Source organism: Polaribacter batillariae (assembly GCF_017498485.1).
GTDB classification, from domain to species: domain Bacteria; phylum Bacteroidota; class Bacteroidia; order Flavobacteriales; family Flavobacteriaceae; genus Polaribacter; species Polaribacter batillariae.
In genome coordinates, this window is the sequence record NZ_CP071795.1 from 2,274,560 (window position 1) to 2,291,132 (window position 16,573).

At 31.5% G+C, this 16,573-nt stretch carries 14 protein-coding genes and 1 pseudogene; 13 read left to right on the top strand and 2 right to left on the bottom strand.

Annotated features, from left to right (window positions below):
* Positions 1-21: 21 nt before the first annotated feature.
* The gene (locus JL193_RS09960) at positions 22-537 is read left to right on the top strand and encodes an IS630 family transposase (protein WP_243456897.1); all 516 of its coding nucleotides are present in this window, start codon (positions 22-24) and stop codon (positions 535-537) included.
* A gap of 26 nt (positions 538-563) precedes the next feature.
* Here the strand turns inward: JL193_RS09960 and JL193_RS09965 are convergent, their stop codons facing one another.
* Entirely contained in the window at positions 564-1,577 is a 1,014-nt protein-coding gene (locus tag JL193_RS09965) for a helix-turn-helix domain-containing protein (protein ID WP_207970666.1), read from the bottom strand.
* 578 nt (positions 1,578-2,155) lie between these two features.
* Between JL193_RS09965 and JL193_RS09970 the strand changes: the two genes are divergently transcribed.
* Together JL193_RS09970 and JL193_RS09975 are read left to right on the top strand one after the other, a co-directional pair.
* Positions 2,156-3,121, top strand: a complete 966-nt coding sequence (locus JL193_RS09970) for a DNA-methyltransferase (protein ID WP_207970667.1) — start codon at positions 2,156-2,158, stop codon at positions 3,119-3,121.
* Between the two features lie 2 nt (positions 3,122-3,123).
* Complete coding sequence (locus JL193_RS09975; protein ID WP_207970668.1) at positions 3,124-4,806, top strand: AlwI family type II restriction endonuclease; 1,683 nt, start codon at positions 3,124-3,126, stop codon at positions 4,804-4,806.
* A gap of 95 nt (positions 4,807-4,901) precedes the next feature.
* Here the strand turns inward: JL193_RS09975 and thiL are convergent, their stop codons facing one another.
* Entirely contained in the window at positions 4,902-5,951 is a 1,050-nt protein-coding gene (gene thiL, locus JL193_RS09980; protein ID WP_207970669.1) for a thiamine-phosphate kinase, read from the bottom strand.
* A gap of 204 nt (positions 5,952-6,155) precedes the next feature.
* On the opposite strand from thiL, the gene JL193_RS09985 reads away from it, so the two are divergent.
* The 10 genes and pseudogenes from JL193_RS09985 to sufD all read left to right on the top strand — a co-directional run bounded on the left by JL193_RS09985 (position 6,156) and on the right by sufD (position 16,554).
* The gene (locus JL193_RS09985) at positions 6,156-7,370 is read left to right on the top strand and encodes a choice-of-anchor B family protein (RefSeq protein ID WP_207970670.1); all 1,215 of its coding nucleotides are present in this window, start codon (positions 6,156-6,158) and stop codon (positions 7,368-7,370) included.
* Between the two features lie 6 nt (positions 7,371-7,376).
* Positions 7,377-8,720, top strand: coding sequence for a hypothetical protein (locus JL193_RS09990; RefSeq protein ID WP_243456721.1), 1,344 nt, complete (start codon positions 7,377-7,379; stop codon positions 8,718-8,720).
* Positions 8,707-9,453 carry an MbnP family protein gene (locus JL193_RS09995; protein WP_207970671.1) on the top strand — a complete coding sequence of 249 codons (747 nt, stop codon included), beginning with the start codon at positions 8,707-8,709 and terminating at the stop codon, positions 9,451-9,453. Before JL193_RS09990 ends, JL193_RS09995 begins: the two co-directional genes overlap by 14 nt.
* A 93-nt stretch (positions 9,454-9,546) precedes the next feature.
* The gene (locus JL193_RS10000; RefSeq protein WP_207970672.1) at positions 9,547-10,611 is read left to right on the top strand and encodes a cytochrome-c peroxidase; all 1,065 of its coding nucleotides are present in this window, start codon (positions 9,547-9,549) and stop codon (positions 10,609-10,611) included.
* Between the two features lie 98 nt (positions 10,612-10,709).
* Entirely contained in the window at positions 10,710-11,039 is a 330-nt protein-coding gene (locus JL193_RS10005; protein WP_207970673.1) for a HesB/IscA family protein, read from the top strand.
* Between the two features lie 35 nt (positions 11,040-11,074).
* A pseudogene (locus JL193_RS10010) lies at positions 11,075-11,433 on the top strand (four helix bundle protein).
* 154 nt (positions 11,434-11,587) lie between these two features.
* Complete coding sequence (sufB, locus tag JL193_RS10015; protein WP_207970674.1) at positions 11,588-13,033, top strand: Fe-S cluster assembly protein SufB; 1,446 nt, start codon at positions 11,588-11,590, stop codon at positions 13,031-13,033.
* A gap of 177 nt (positions 13,034-13,210) precedes the next feature.
* The gene (locus JL193_RS10020; protein ID WP_207970675.1) at positions 13,211-14,326 is read left to right on the top strand and encodes an MBL fold metallo-hydrolase; all 1,116 of its coding nucleotides are present in this window, start codon (positions 13,211-13,213) and stop codon (positions 14,324-14,326) included.
* A gap of 17 nt (positions 14,327-14,343) precedes the next feature.
* Positions 14,344-15,093, top strand: coding sequence for a Fe-S cluster assembly ATPase SufC (gene sufC, locus JL193_RS10025; RefSeq protein WP_207970676.1), 750 nt, complete (start codon positions 14,344-14,346; stop codon positions 15,091-15,093).
* 147 nt (positions 15,094-15,240) lie between these two features.
* Complete coding sequence (sufD, locus tag JL193_RS10030) at positions 15,241-16,554, top strand: Fe-S cluster assembly protein SufD (RefSeq protein WP_207970677.1); 1,314 nt, start codon at positions 15,241-15,243, stop codon at positions 16,552-16,554.
* Positions 16,555-16,573 lie beyond the last annotated feature (19 nt).

Sequence of the window (16,573 nt, forward strand, 5' to 3'; positions counted from 1 at the left end):
AAACGAGATTCTTACAAAAGCATCCATCTTTATTTTCAAGATGAGAGTCGTTTTGGGATGTTTACCAAAAATGGGCGCGCTTTAACAGTGAAAGGCGTTAAGCCAATTTGCCCTTTTCAACAGGTGTTTAAATCGACCTATCTCTTTGGTGCATTTTCTCCAATTACCGGGGATAAGTTTTTACTGGAATACCCAAACTGTAATGCCGATATTTTTGAGTTGTTTTTGAATGAATTATCCAAAGAAAATTCAACCGAACTTAAAGTCATGGTAGTGGACAATGCGGCTTTTCATAAGGCTAAGAAAATTAAAATTCCTGATAATATCATCTTAATATTTCAACCTCCATACTCTCCAGAAGTAAACCCTGCAGAACAAATATGGGCTTGGTATAAAAGAGCCTTTACAAACAGAATCTATAAATCAATACCACAAATTGTAGAGTTTATCTCCAATAAATCTGAAAATCTTACTAAAGAATTAGTCAAATCAATTACAAGACAAGAATATATTTTTTCTAATTATTGGACTTTTTAAATATTCATTTTGGTATTAGATATATATTATGCTGATACAGCTAACCTATTTTTCTTTTTATAGTTACTTGGCGAACAGTTAAACATTTCTCTAAATTTTTTCGAGAAATAACTACGACTAGAAAAACCTAAACTATACACAATTTCAGAAATACTTAAATCGGTATTTACAATTAACTCTTCCGATCTTTTTAAACGTACAGTTCTTACATATTCGCAAACCGTTAAACCGTGCATTAATTTAAAACCTTCTTGCACTTTTGCCGCAGTTAAACCAATTTTACGAGTTAAAACGTTTACTCTATGGTCCATATCTGGATAGTTGTTTATGTAATCTGTTAGTTCTTTTATCAACTCCATTTCGCTTTTTGTTAACGAAGAAGAAGCCATTTCTGGGTTTTTTAAATCTTTTTTATGTTGTTCGATTTCTAAAGCTAAAATTAAATTAACAATTCCTTTTGTTAATAAAGCTTTTACAACGCCTTCATTATCAATCGCTCTTAATTGTTTAATGTTTTCTGCAATTTTTAAGTTATAAGAACCTAAATAAATATAATCTTCTGTTTTATTTGTTATAAAAGCCTCTTTTAAAGTTGTATTAATCGAAGAGGTTCTTTTTTTAAGTGCTGTATTTACAGAAATAATGGTTGTATTTGTTTCTACGCCTTCAAACAAAGTAATTGTATTTTTTTCTGAAACTACGTTAGAAATAATACTTGTTTGAAAAGTCTCAATTGTATTTATTGCCTCTTTTTTCTCGAAAGAATGCGAAATTTTTCCTTTAGAACAGTACACAAAATTAATGTGCGAACCTGCATTAGAATCTATACTAATTTGTATATCTTTTTTAGCATTTATACTAAACTCTAATAAACTAATACCATCTTCTAAGCGAATAGAACGAATAGTACCATTACCTATTTTATTATTTAGAGTAAGAATATTTTCTCCTGCAGTAACGCTTAGCTTGCCCCCAATTTCTTTTTGTAACTTATTAAAGAATAAATTTAAGCCCTTTAATTTAGAATTTACAGTAATCATAATTGGTTGGTTTTTTAAGATTGATATTTTTTTTCTTTTTTAAGTTTTTTTAATCAAATTAAATTTTGTTTAACTTGCACTTAAAATGATACTACAAAGAAACAACCATAAACGACTTTTTTTGTTACACAATTTTTTCTTTTTGTTATATGATTTTATTTTGATTAATTATAATATTGATTTTCAGTAAATTAACTTTATTTTTTAAGTTATGTATTTCTTTCAGCTAGAAATTATATAAGATATGAAAGAAATTGTGTAAATAATTTTGTTTCATTTATTTTTGAATTCGCCTAAACATAAGATTAAATTTACCTATAATATTAAAGCGATAAAAAAATGAAGCTTTTTTTATAAGTGTAAATACGGTAAAGGTAAACTTTAATAATAGCTTAAATTTCTCTTGTTTAGACTGCATAAATTATTTGCATAATCTTCATAAAAAATAATGTAAGCTGTTTTTATTTGCTAACTTTGAGTATTTAAACTATGAATTAACCATACACAAACTCGTTAGGAACAATACGAAAAACATCCAGAAACGAGACAAATTTCGTAGATTTGAAAAAAAGAATCGAATGTACAAAACATCTGAAATAATAGCAGAATACGGAATAAATGAAAGCCGACTTAAAGAATACATAATTCAACAAAATATTCCTCTCGTAAATGAAGAGGAAATATCAAAAAAATACTTTCAAACAATCCTGTCTTTTATTGAAAAAACAGAAGATAGAATTGAGAAGAGATTAAAAAAAGCAGAAGCTACTTTTAAATATAATTCAGAAAATAATAAAGTATCCATCTATCAAGATGATGCCATTTCATTTCTAAAAAAACTTCCTTCAAATAGTGTTGATATCATTGCTACTGACCCAGCTTATTCTGGAATGAACGACAAGTTACAACTTGGAAAAGGAAGAATCGTTGGAAAATACGCTGATAAAGGAAAAGAAAATGGAAAATGGTTTGGAGAATTTGAAGACAGCGAAGAAAACTACAACGAATTCTTATCTGAATGCAAAAGAGTTTTAAAAAAATCTACTGGACATATTTATATAATGTTCGATTCTTACTCACTTTTAAGTCTCGGAAATGTAGTTAGAAATCACTTTGACGTAAAAAACTTAATCACTTGGGATAAAGTAAATATTGGAATGGGGCATTATTTCAGAAGAAGACACGAATATGTAATTTTTGCTACTAATGGTAATACCAGAAAAATAAGAAATAGAAAATTTCCTGATGTTTGGCGTTTTAAGAGAATACATAGTTCAAAATATCCAACTCAAAAACCTGTAGAGGTTTTTCAAGCAATGATACACGCTAGTTCAGAAGAGGGGTTTACTGTATGCGACCCTTTTTTAGGAAGTGCTTCATCTGCAATAGCATCAATAAAAAATAATTGTAATTTTATAGGGTGTGACATATCTGGCAAATCTATAGAAATGTCATCTTCAAGGATATTTGAATATTTAAATTCAGGAAAAGATAATTTGCAAACAAAATCAATGGCAATTGATGATAAAATCTTCTGGGAATAAATATGGGAAGTTTATCAAAAGTTAAAGCATTATTCGGTTTTACATCACCAAGAACTTTAGAAAAAATTATTCCAGAAATTGAATTACTAACTAGTTCCTTTTCAGGTAAAAAATGGACTGGTAATTCGGAGCTACAAGCCGATTTTTTTGGCTCCTTATATAAATCAGAATTTTATGAAGGCGAAAGTTATCCTGCTGACCCTGCATTTGCTGCGAGAGATAGAATTACAAGAGCACCAAAAGCATTTGGCTTTGTTGATTTAAAACCTGAAATTAAAATCACGGAAGCTGGAAAATTATTACTTACAGGAAAAAGAGAAGATGAAATATTTACAAGGCAAATGTTAAAGTTTCAACTCCCTTCACCTTATCATACACAATCTAAATCTCTTGAATTTTCAGTAAAACCTTACCTCGAACTATTAAGGCTAGTTAAAGAACTCGAAAGTCTATCTAAAACAGAAATTGCATTGTTCTTTTCGCAACTAACAAACTACAAAGATTTTGATAAGATTGTTGAAAAAATTATTAATTTCCGCGAGGGTTCAAAGTCTTTTAAAGGCAGTCGTAAAATGTACGTTGCAGAATGTTTTAAAAAAGAAGTGTTAGAAGTTTTTCAACAAGAAGTACAAGACAAAAACTTAAAAACTAGGGAAAGTTCTAACATCTCTTTACAAAAGTTTATAAAAACTAAAAGCTCAAATATGAAAGACTATGCTGATGCTTTTGTCAGGTATATTCGAGCTACAGAGTTAATTACTTTTCAAAAAAGAACCTTTAGGTTGGTAATTTTACCTCAAAAAATTGAGGAAGTAAATTACATTTTAAAAGAAACTGATAGAAAACCTTTGGTTTTTAAAAATGTATCAAATTTTAAAAAACATTTATTTAATCCATTTTCAGTCAAATTATTATCAGATAATAAAGACCTTTTAATTAATAAAATAGAAAAATTAGGTCTTACTGAATTTGATAAAACAGCATCAATTGAAGAACTTAAAGATATTTTAGAAAATCTTGAAATTAGTGTTAAATCAAAAAATATTGAAGAAAAGAAGCGTAAACTAAAAGATTACAAAGAATTGCCCGATATTCTTGAAGTTTTTAAACAAATAAAGAAAAAAGAGGTTCCAGATGCACCTCTGTTTCTTGAGTGGAATGTATGGAGAGCTTTAGTTATGCTCAATTATGCAAAAAGAGTGGATGGCAATTTTGTTATGGATATCGATGGAATGCCATTGAATCATGCGCCAGGTCAAAAATCTGACATCGAATCGGAATTTGCAGATTTTGGTTTAATTACAGAAGTAACAATGTCTGGGGGTAATACTCAATATAAAATGGAAAGCGAATCTGTGCCAAGGCATTTTGGAAAAGCCAAAGAAAGTTTTAACAAAGAAATGTATTGTTTATTTATTGCCCCCAAAATAAGTGAAGGAACTCTAGCACACTATTTTAATTTAAACCGCTTCAACACAAAACTGTATGGAGGTAAAACTAAAATTATTCCGCTAACTATCGATCAATTTATTGAATTTGTAAAAACAGGAATAGAAAATAAATTTAATAATCCAGAAAAGCTAAAAAACTGGCTGGAAAAGCAATGGCAAAACAATCAAGAAATGGAAGATGAAAGTATTTGGAGTGAAAATATTGAAAAAAGCATCTTAAAATGGGCGTCCTAAAAATAAGTATTGTGCCCAAGAACAAACCATTCAAAAAAAACCCGAAAATTTTTATGTACGAGTTTTTATATCATTTACCATCAATTTTTAGAATTTTATTTGCCTTTTAAAGCATTCCAACCTTGGGCTTTCAGTTCAATTTCTTGGTTGGCTCTAGTTACCAAATTTAAACCTTGGTTTTGGGCAGTAATGTGTCCAACAATAGAAAAATTCGGATTTCCCTTTATTTTTTCAAAATCGGTAATTGGCACCGTAAATAAAAGTTCGTAATCTTCGCCACCACTTAAAGCAACCATGGTAGAATCTAACTCAAATTCTTCGCAAGCAGAAATTACTTGTGGGTCTAAAGGCAATTTTTCTTCATAAATCTTACAGCCTACTTTGCTTTGTGTGCAAATATGAAAAAGTTCCGAAGAAAGTCCGTCAGAAATATCAATCATCGCAGTCGGTTTTACACCCAATTCCTTTAAAATTAAGGGAACATCTTTGCGAGCTTCTGGTTTTAACTGGCGTTCAATTAAATAAGTATAATTGTCTAAATCTGGCTGATTGTTTGGGTTTACTTTAAAAACTTGCTTCTCTCTTTCTAAGACCTGTAAACCTAAATAAGCAGCACCTAAATCTCCAGAAACCACAATTAAATCGGTTTCTTTTGCGCCATTTCTATATACAACATCTGCTTTATTCGCTTTTCCAATTGCGGTTATAGAAATTAACATTCCTTTGGTAGAAGAAGTCGTATCTCCACCAATTAAATCGACCTTATAAGTACTGCAAGCCAACTGAATACCAGCATACAACTCTTCAATAGCTTCTAAAGAAAAACGGTTAGAAACTGCAATTGAAACTGTAATTTGCTCTGCAACTCCATTCATTGCATACACGTCAGACAAGTTTGCCATTACAGCCTTATAACCTAAATGTTTTAACGGCATGTAACTCAAATCGAAATGCACACCTTCAATCAACAAATCTGTAGTAACCAAAGTTTGTTTTTCAGAAGCCTCTAAAACTGCAGCATCGTCTCCAACCGCTTTTATGGTTGATGCATTTTCAACTTTAAAATACTGCGTAATATGGTTTATCAAGCCAAACTCTCCAAGTTCTGCCAACGATGTTTTCTGTGGGTTTTTATCTTCTAACATTTTGCAAAGATAATTACAATAAAAAAGAATATAGAATTACTTTAACAGAGATCTCTAAATAATTTGTTACAATATGTTTATTTTTGTTGGTAAGAAAAGTTTCGAACCTAAATAAATCTTCTTAAAACACAATTCGAAATACTAAAAAAATATAATTTCGTTATCATTAATATAAATCTACATAGATTTTTTAAAAAATAAATTATGATGAAAAAAATTCTCTTCCTTTTAATATTAATCGTATGTAGTTGTACCAAAAAAGATGTTTTTGAAGCAGATAGACAAATAATTATAAATCCTGCTATAAAATGCGAAAATGGTTTTGCTGGCGACTATCCTTGTAACGATTACGATTTATTAACACATATTTCTTTAGAAGAAATTGCAGGCGAAAACACAGTTGGTAACGATAGTTGGGGTTGGGTAGATCCTTCAACCAATAAAGAGTATGCATTGGTTGGTACAAATAAAGGAGTTTCTTTTATCGATATTACAGATCCTGCAAGAGCAGTTGTTTTAGGGTTTTTAAAAACAAGAACAGAAAACAGTTCTTGGAGAGATATAAAAGTGTACAAAAATGTAGCATATATTGTAAGTGAAGCCGAAAATCATGGAATGCAAATTTTTAACTTAGATAGACTAGGTAAAGTTATAAATGCACCAGTAGAATTTACGGCAGATAGAGAATATACCGAATTTGGAAGCGCACATAACATCGTTATTAACGAAGAAAGTGGTTTTGGATACGCTGTTGGTACAAAAACTTTTGCTGGTGGACCTCATTTTATGGATTTAAACAATCCTTTTCAAGTAAAAGCCGCAGGTGGTTTTGAGCAAAGTGCCTATTCACACGATGCACAAGTAGTAACTTATAATGGTCCAGATTTAGATTATACAGGAAAAGAAATTCTTATTGGAAGTAACGAAAACGAAGTGGTAATTGTAGATGTTACAGATAAAGAAAACCCAACTAAAATTTCTGCCATTAGTTATCCGAATATTGGTTACACACACCAAGGTTGGTTTACAGAAAATCTTAAATATTTTATTTTAGGAGACGAGTTAGACGAGCAAGATAAAGGAACAAATACAAGAACTATTATTTTCGATTTTACAGATTTAGACAATCCGCTTTTACATTTCGAGTATTTAGGAAAATCTGCAGCTATCGATCATAATGGTTATGTAAAGGGCAACTTATTTTTTCAAGCAAACTATACAGCAGGTGTTCGAATTATAGATATTTCAAATATCGATAATAAACTATTTACGGAGGTTGGTTTTTTCGACACCTATCCAGAAAACGACAACACCGCTTTTAATGGTGCTTGGAATGTGTACCCATACTTACCAAGTGGAAATATTATTATTAGCGATATAAATCGTGGTCTGTTTGTAATTCGAAAAAGCAAAACCTAATATATTTTGAAAAATAGTTTACTAATTTTTATCTGTTTCTCGTTTTTTAATTGTTCTAAAGATGATTGTATTACATTTAAAAACACCAAAAATTCAGTTCAAGAAATTAAAGTAAAAACTCTAGGTGGCACTAAAAACGATGTTGCAAATACAGTTGCAAAAACAATTGATGGTGGCTATATTCTTGCAGGTTATACCCAAAGTAACAATGGCGATGTTACTACAAAAACAAACGAATCTTTCGATTTTTGGGTGTTAAAATTTTCTGCAGACAGTGTTTTAGAATGGCAAAAAAACTTTGGTGGCTCCGAAGACGATAGAGCCGCAGACATCATTCAAACAAAAGACGGTGGTTTTGCCATTTTGGGCTACACCAAAAGTTTAGATGGTAACGTAACTTCCAATGCAGGTTTTCAAGATTTTTGGTTGATTAAAATTTCTTCAACAGGAAACCTTCTTTGGCAAAAAAACTACGGTTTTTCTGGTGCAGATTATGGAACTTCTTTATTACAAACAAACGATAATGGTTTTCTAATTACAGGCGTTTTAGATGTTTCTGCTTCTGGAGGCCAAGGAAACTCAAAAACCAGAGTAAAAAAACACGCAGGTGGCGATTATTGGGCAATAAAAACAGATCCATCAGGTGTTTTAGAGTGGAGTAAATATTATGGAGGCTCGTTTACAGACACCCCTTTAGGAGTCGTAAAAACGGCTGATAATGGTTATATTTTAGCGGGTTCATCCGATAGCAACGACTTTAACATTAAAAATAACAAAGGAACGTACGATTTTTGGGTAATAAAAATTTCTAAAACCGGAGAGTTACTTTGGGAGAAAAGTTTTGGCGGTTCCGAAATTGATGAAGCAAGAGCAATTGTAGCCACAAACGATGGTAATTTTATGGTTGTTGGCGACACCAGAAGCTCAAACAAAGATGTTACTATAAATAAGGGTGCCGCAGATGTTTGGATGGTAAAAATCTCTCCAAACGGAAAAATTATTTGGGAAAAAACCATTGGGGGAAGCAATTTCGATGTTGCAAGAGCTATTTACAAAACCCAAGATAATGGCTTTGTTATTGCAGGAAGTTCTAGAAGCTTAGACAATGGCTTTTCTAATAACGGACAAAACGATGCCCTTATTTTAAAGGTTGATAAAAACGGAAAATTACTGTGGCAAAAAACGGTTGGTGGTACAAAAATTGATTTTTTATATGATGTAGTAGAGCTAAATAATAGATCTATTATTGCTGTTGGAGAAAGTAGTAGTTCCGATTTAGAAATCTCTGAAAATAAAGGATTTACAGATATTTTGGTAATTCAAATTAATGAAAAAAATGAAAAAATATAGTATTTTATTAGTCGTAATTTTAATTGCCTTTAATAGTTGTAAAGAAATCGATTGTTGTGTAAGCCCACCTTTTATCAACTTAAAATTTACACACAATTGGAACGGAATTCCAATAACAAATGAAGATTTTAGTGCACTAAAATTTACAAACGAAAATGGCGAAAAACTAAGCATCGAAAAATTGCGATACCTAATTTCTAACATCAACCTTATGGATTCTAAAAACTATACTTTGGTAGATGTTGGCGAAAATACGGGTACCGAAATTAGTATTTTAGACGTAAAAAATGGAACTTACAACCTTTCTTTTCGTTTTGGTTTTGCTAATGAAGACAATAAAGATGGCGAATATCAATTTTTAAATTCTGTAAATTTTAATGTACCTGCTATGTTGGGTGGAGGATATCATTTTATGCAATTTGATGGAAAATACATAGACGATAACAACCAAGAAGCAGGCTTTAATTATCATACAATTAGAGCTGTTGATAGAACAAATCTTACCGATTTAAAGTTCGAAGACACTTCGTTTGAAGTAAATTTAGGAAAAGTAGAAATAAAAAACAATACCGAAATTGAAATTAAGGTAAACATCGCAGAATGGTTTAAAAACCCCAATTTGTGGAATTTAAACGAATTAAATACTAATTTAATGGGCAATTTCGAAGCCCAAAAAATGATGAATGCAAACGGAAAGTCGGTTTTTTCTTTGGGAAAAGTAGTCAATAAATAAAATGTCACCCTGAGCGCAGTCGAAAGGTCTTTCTAAAAAGGTTTCAAAAACTTCCTGCAAGGTTTCAAAAACCTTGTAGGTATATCACAAATAATGAAAACAAACTATATTTTTCTTCTCTCTTTTTTCCTTTTGATGAATTGTGCATCTAAAGAAGAAGAAATTTATACCCCAATTCCTTATCATTTAGAAATTCCACCTTTATTTTCAGATAAATTAATTGCGCCCATAATTCCTTCGAACAATCCACTAACAGAAGAAGGAGTTGCATTGGGTAAAAAATTATTTTTCGACACATCGCTTTCTGGCGACAATTCTCAATCTTGTGCTACTTGCCACAATCCTAAAAAAGCCTTTACAGACGAAACACGTTTTAGCGATGGAGTAGATGGCAGTTTTGGCACTAGAAACTCCATGCCCTTATTTAATTTGGCTTGGAATTTCGACGAGCGATTCGCTTGGGATGGTAAAGAATTCGGCCTAGAAAAACAAGCTTTCGAACCTGTTTCAAACCCTATTGAAATGCATTCGAACTGGAAAAAAGTCGCCGAAAAACTACAGAAAGATTCGGCTTATCCAGATTTGTTTTTGCGTGCGTTTGGAACCTCAACCATCGATTCTGTTCTAGTAACAAAAGCAATCGCGCAATTCGAAAGAACACTTATTTCAGCAAATTCTAAATTCGATAAATTCCTTTTAGGAAAAGCAACATTAACACCAGAAGAACAAAACGGATTTAACGTTTTTATGGACGAAACGAAAGGCGATTGTTTCCATTGCCATGGAAGTGATAACAATCCACTTTGGACAGATAACAAATTTCATAACAACGGTTTAGACGCAACTTTTACAGATTTAGGTTTGGGTAAAATTACTGGCGACCCAAAAGATAATGGCAAATTTAAATCGCCATCCATTAGAAATTTAAAATTTACTGCACCCTATATGCACGATGGTCGATTTGCAACTTTAGATGAAGTTATCAATCATTATTCTGAAGGACTTCAAAAATCTTCAACAATAGACCCTTTAATGAAAAAGGTAAACCAAGGTGGTGTAAATTTATCGACCAAAGACAAAGCCGATTTAAAAGCCTTTTTACTATCTCTTTCCGATGAAGAATTTGTCAATAATACAAACTTTACTAATAATCAATAAAACCAATTGTTTCATTAAGTTTCATAATAAAAGATCTGTGTTTTTCTGCAACAGATATCGTATATTTGCAGTCAATTTAGATTTAATCTACTTAAATTATGATAAAAGTTTCAGACACAGCAAAAAAGAAAGTCATCGAATTAATGATAGACGATGGTTTCGACGCTACTAAAGATTACGTGAGAGTAGGTGTTAAAAGTGGAGGTTGTTCAGGTTTGTCTTACGATTTAACTTTTGATAATAAAAAAAATGAAGACGATAAAATCTTTGAACAAAACGATATAAAACTAATTGTAGATAAAAAAAGCTTTTTATATTTAGTAGGAACCACATTAGAGTATTCTGGAGGTTTAAATGGTAAAGGATTTGTTTTTAACAACCCAAATGCCAATAGAACATGTGGTTGTGGAGAGAGTTTTAGTTTGTAAATAGTTTTAAAATTTAAGATTTAAAATTCCGAGTTATGGCTACCGTTAAAATGTTCGAAGATTTAGAAATTTGGAAACTTTCCAGAGTTTTTTGTAACGACATTAATTTAGTAGCTAATAATACAGAATAAAGAAAAGATTACAAATTATATGGTCAAATAGATGGCTCTTCAGGTTCTATTATAGATAATATTGCTGAAGGGTTTCAAAAGAAATGGAAATAAAGAGTTTATTCAATTTTTATCAATTGCAAAAGCATCTTGTGGAGAAATAAGATGCTCAATTATATAGGGTTTTTGATAGAAATTATATAAACGAAAAAGAGTTTAATAAATTAAAAGAACAAGCACTTAAATTAAGTAAAATGATTGGTGGTTTTATCAGTTACTTGTAAAAAAGTGATTTCAAAGGAAGTAAATACAAAAACTAAAAATTTTAAAGTTTAATGTTCAAAATACAAAAATAATTACACCTCTTTAAATTATTTAAAACAATTAGTGGACATGTACAGAAGCCAACTTTGAACTTTAAACAAAGAACCTTAAACTATGAAATATACAGAAGAGCAATTAGAACAAGAATTAAAAACCCAAGAATACAAATACGGTTTTTATACAGACATAGAGAGCGACACGTTTCCTGTAGGATTAAGTGAAGATGTTGTACGTGCCATTTCTAAAAAGAAAAACGAGCCAGAATGGATGACTGAATGGCGTTTAGAAGCGTACAGAGTTTGGGAACAAATGCAAGAACCAGATTGGGCAAATGTAAATTACGAGAAACCAAAATTCCAAGACATTGCTTACTATTCTGCCCCAAAAAAGAAACCAAAATTAAATTCTTTAGACGAAGTAGATCCAGAATTATTAGACACTTTTAAACGTTTAGGAATTTCTATAGACGAACAAAAAAAATTAGCCAATGTTGCTGTAGATATTGTAATGGATTCTGTTTCTGTAGCAACTACTTTTAAGAAAACATTGGCCGAAAAAGGCATTATTTTTATGCCAATTTCAGAAGCAATTCAAGAACATCCAGAGTTGGTGCGTAAATATTTAGGAACTGTGGTACCAACGACAGACAATTTTTATGCAGCCTTAAACTCGGCCGTTTTTTCTGACGGAAGTTTCTGTTACATTCCAAAAGGTGTTAAATGTCCCATGGAATTATCAACTTATTTTAGAATTAACGAAGGCGGAACAGGCCAATTTGAAAGAACCTTAGTTGTTGCAGACAAAGGCAGTTATGTTTCTTATTTAGAAGGTTGTACTGCTCCAATGCGAGATGAAAATCAACTACATGCAGCTGTAGTAGAATTAATTGCAATGGACGATGCAGAAATTAAATATTCTACCGTACAAAACTGGTATCCTGGAAATAAAGAAGGAAAAGGTGGTGTTTACAATTTTGTTACCAAAAGAGGTTTGTGCGAAAACAATGCAAAAATTTCTTGGACACAAGTAGAAACTGGTTCTGCAGTTACCTGGAAATATCCATCATGTGTTTTAAAAGGAAACAATTCTGTGGGCGAATTTTACTCGATTGCAGTTACCAACAATCACCAACAAGCAGATACTGGAACCAAAATGATTCATTTAGGCAAAAACACACGTTCTACCATTATTTCTAAAGGTATTTCTGCAGGAAACTCTCAAAATTCATATAGAGGATTAGTACAGATAAATGCAAGAGCAGAAAATGCGCGTAATTTCTCTCAATGCGACTCTTTATTGATGGGAAATGAATGCGGTGCACACACATTTCCTTACATCGAAGCAAAAAACAAATCGGCTCAAATAGAACACGAAGCAACCACTAGTAAAATCGGTGAAGACCAACTTTTCTATTGCAACCAACGTGGTATTGATACTGAAAAAGCAATTGCTTTAATCGTAAACGGTTTTAGTAAAGAAGTACTCAATAAATTACCTATGGAATTTGCTGTAGAAGCGCAAAAATTATTAGAAATTTCTTTAGAAGGAAGTGTAGGATAATTATCTTGTTCCGCAGAGTTTCAAAAACATCCTGTAGGGTTTCAAAAATTTCCTGCAAGGTTGGTTTCAAAAACATCCTGCAAGGTTTCAAAAACCTTGTAGGTATTTAAAAAAAACAATAATTATACCTACAAGGTCAAAAAAAAGACCTTGCAGGAAAATCAAAATAATAAATACATGAAAAAAATACTATTCTTACTTCTTGCAATTAGTATTGTAAGTTGTAAAAAAACAGAAAAAAAGGTTGAAGAAACTTCGAAACCAAAAGTAAAATTACACCAATTAGTGGGGGGTACTATCTTTGTAAAAAAATTAGAAGTTTTCTCTCAAGACTCAACCTATAAAGGGCAAACAAAAGAATTTACAGATACATATTATGTAATAGAACACCCAAAAGGAAACCTAATGTGGGATGCAGGTTTGCCAGAACAATTTGTAATGCCAGAACCTTTTGACGAGCCAAGTGGTGTTTTTAGAATTCAAAGACCAGATTCTTTAGCAAATCAATTAAATTCCATCGGTTTTAAAAAAGACGATTTTAAATACTTTGCCATGTCTCATTCGCATTTCGATCATACAGGTCATGCAAATTACATGAAAGATGCCACATGGATTGTGCAAGAAAACGAATACAATTCGGTTTTAGGAGACTCTTTAAAAACTAAAAACCCAGCAGTTGCAGCCTTAAAAAACGTTAAAAAAATTAAAGGAGATTACGATGTTTTTGGAGACGGAACAGTGGTTATAAAATACATGCCAGGGCATACAGTTGGGCATCAAGTTTTATATGTCGATTTAGGTTTAGAAAAACCCATTTTATTAGCAGGAGATTTATATCATTTTAAAGAAAATAGAGAACATAAAAGAGTTCCATCATTTAATTACGATGTAAAACAAACTTTAGAAAGTATGGAAAAGTTTGAAGCTTTTGCGAAAGAAAAAAATGCAGAAGTAATCATTCAGCATTCACCACAAGATTTTTTAAAACTACAAGAAATATTGGCTAAAAATAAAACGTCTTCTCCAAAAATTTTCGAAGGAGAATTTGTGTATGTAGCAGATGCAGCAAGTTTTACAGACTGTAAAACAGGAAAAATATATTCAATAACTGGCAATGAAGATTATATTTTGTTGCAAAAGGCATATTTAAATGCAGACCATGAAACATATGAGCCTGAATGGGTAAAAGTTTCTGGAGAACTTAAAATGGGAGAAAAAATGAATGGAGGTTTAGAAGAACAATTGGTTATTTCTAAATTTATTTCGTTAGATGAAAATAAAAAATGCAATTAATTTTACATATATAAAAGATGTTAAAAATAGAAAATTTACAAGCAAGTATAGACGATAAGTTAATCTTAAAAGGATTAAACCTCGAGGTAAAAGCAGGTGAGGTTCATGCAATTATGGGACCCAATGGAGCAGGAAAAAGTACTTTAGCAAATATTATTGCAGGTAAAGAAGAATACGAAGTTACCAATGGAACCATCGAATTAAATGGCGAAGATATTAGCGAACTTGCTCCAGAAGAAAGAGCACACAATGGGGTGTTTTTATCTTTTCAATACCCAGTAGAAATTCCTGGCGTTTCTGTAACCAACTTTATAAAAACAGCAATTAACGAAACTCGCAAAGCAAAAGGTTTAGAAGACATGCCAGCCAAAGACATGTTAAAGAAAATTCGTGAGAAATCAGAATTATTAGAAATAGACCGTAAATTCTTATCGCGTTCTTTAAACGAAGGTTTTTCTGGAGGCGAAAAAAAACGTAACGAAATCTTTCAAATGGCAATGTTAGACCCCAAATTAGCCATTTTAGACGAAACAGATTCTGGTTTAGATATTGATGCTTTGCGTATTGTTGCAAACGGAGTAAACAAACTAAAATCGAAAGATAATGCCGTAATTGTAATTACACATTACCAACGTTTGTTAGAGTATATTGTTCCAGATTTTGTACACGTTTTACACGATGGAAAAATTGTAAAATCAGGAGACGCTTCTTTAGCTTTAGAGTTAGAAGCGAAGGGATATGATTGGATTAAGCAAGAACTTGTATAAGTTCGTAGTAAATCAGTAGGCAGTATGCAGTCAAAAAACTGCACTCCAAAAACAAAAATAAAAAACAAGAAAGTTAGTCATTAAAAGCAATTTATATATTTAATTCATAAACTGCTAACTGAAGACTGGCGACTGAAGACTGAAACCATGGAATTAAAAGATAAATTATTATCATCATACGTAGCGTTTGAAAATCGTGTAGATACCAATTCAGATATTCACGAAATTCGTTCTAAGGCGCTTCAAAATTTTGAAAGCTTGGGTTTTCCTACCAGAAAATTAGAAGCTTGGAAATACACTTCTTTAAACTCTGTTTTAAAGCAAGATTATAGTTTATTTCCTCACAAAGAAAACGCTGTTGCGTTGGCAGAAGTAAAAAAATATTTTATTCACGATATAGATGCTTATAAAATTGTATTTATCGATGGCAAATACAGCTCTTTTTTATCAGAAACTACACACGATACAATAGATGTTTGCCTAATGTCATCTGCATTGGCAAAGCCAAAATACAAAGCTGTAATCGATAATTATTTTAACAAAATTGCAAAACAAGACAATTTAACCTCTTTAAATACGGCATTTGCAAACGAGGGTGCTTACATTTATATCCCAAAAAATAAAGAGGTCGAAAAACCAATTCAAATAATTCATTTTACAACAGGGTCAGAAACTGCAACCATGTTACAACCCCGTAATTTAATTGTTGTGGGCGAGAACTCTCAGGTGCAAATTATAGAACGCCATCAAAGTTTAACTAGCAATGCTGTATTAACAAATGCGGTTACTGAAATTTTTGCAGATAAAAGTGCTCATATCGATTATTATAAAATTCAGAATGACAATTTAAACGCTTCTTTAGTCGATAATTCTTACATAGAACAACAGTCGAAAAGTGTGGTTTCTGTACATACTTTTTCTTTCGGGGGAAATATTACCAGAAACAATTTAAACTTTTATCAAAAAGGAGAATATATCGATTCTATTTTAAAAGGAATTACAATTATAGAAGGAAAACAACACGTAGATCATCATACTTTAGTACATCATATAGAGCCAAATTGCGAGTCTCATCAAGATTATAAAGGAATTTACGATGCGCGTTCTACCGGAGTTTTTAACGGTAAAGTTATTGTAGAAAAAGAAGCGCAGAAAACAAATGCATACCAACAAAACAACAATGTTTTAATAAGTGATAAAGCGACCATTAACGCAAAACCTCAACTAGAAATTTTTGCTGATGATGTAAAATGTTCTCATGGTTGTACCATTGGTCAATTAGATGATGATGCGCTGTTTTACATGCAACAACGTGGAATTCCGAAAAAAGAAGGAAAAGCATTACTCATGTACGCTTTTGCAAATACTGTGTTAGAAAGTGTAAAAATTCCAGAAGTAAAACAACGAATTACCAAGATTATCGCCAAAAAATTGGGCGTTAATATGGGTTTTGATTTGTAAGCAATACAGTTAACCTTTG

Coding starts and splice junctions, on each gene's coding strand:
- JL193_RS09965 (WP_207970666.1), bottom strand. CDS start 1,577: ATGATTACTGTAAATTCTAAATTAAAGGGCTTAAATTTATTCTTTAAT.
- JL193_RS09970 (WP_207970667.1), top strand. CDS start 2,156: ATGTACAAAACATCTGAAATAATAGCAGAATACGGAATAAATGAAAGC.
- JL193_RS09975 (WP_207970668.1), top strand. CDS start 3,124: ATGGGAAGTTTATCAAAAGTTAAAGCATTATTCGGTTTTACATCACCA.
- thiL (WP_207970669.1), bottom strand. CDS start 5,951: ATGTTAGAAGATAAAAACCCACAGAAAACATCGTTGGCAGAACTTGGA.
- JL193_RS09985 (WP_207970670.1), top strand. CDS start 6,156: ATGATGAAAAAAATTCTCTTCCTTTTAATATTAATCGTATGTAGTTGT.
- JL193_RS09995 (WP_207970671.1), top strand. CDS start 8,707: ATGAAAAAATATAGTATTTTATTAGTCGTAATTTTAATTGCCTTTAAT.
- JL193_RS10000 (WP_207970672.1), top strand. CDS start 9,547: ATGAAAACAAACTATATTTTTCTTCTCTCTTTTTTCCTTTTGATGAAT.
- JL193_RS10005 (WP_207970673.1), top strand. CDS start 10,710: ATGATAAAAGTTTCAGACACAGCAAAAAAGAAAGTCATCGAATTAATG.
- sufB (WP_207970674.1), top strand. CDS start 11,588: ATGAAATATACAGAAGAGCAATTAGAACAAGAATTAAAAACCCAAGAA.
- JL193_RS10020 (WP_207970675.1), top strand. CDS start 13,211: ATGAAAAAAATACTATTCTTACTTCTTGCAATTAGTATTGTAAGTTGT.
- sufC (WP_207970676.1), top strand. CDS start 14,344: ATGTTAAAAATAGAAAATTTACAAGCAAGTATAGACGATAAGTTAATC.
- sufD (WP_207970677.1), top strand. CDS start 15,241: ATGGAATTAAAAGATAAATTATTATCATCATACGTAGCGTTTGAAAAT.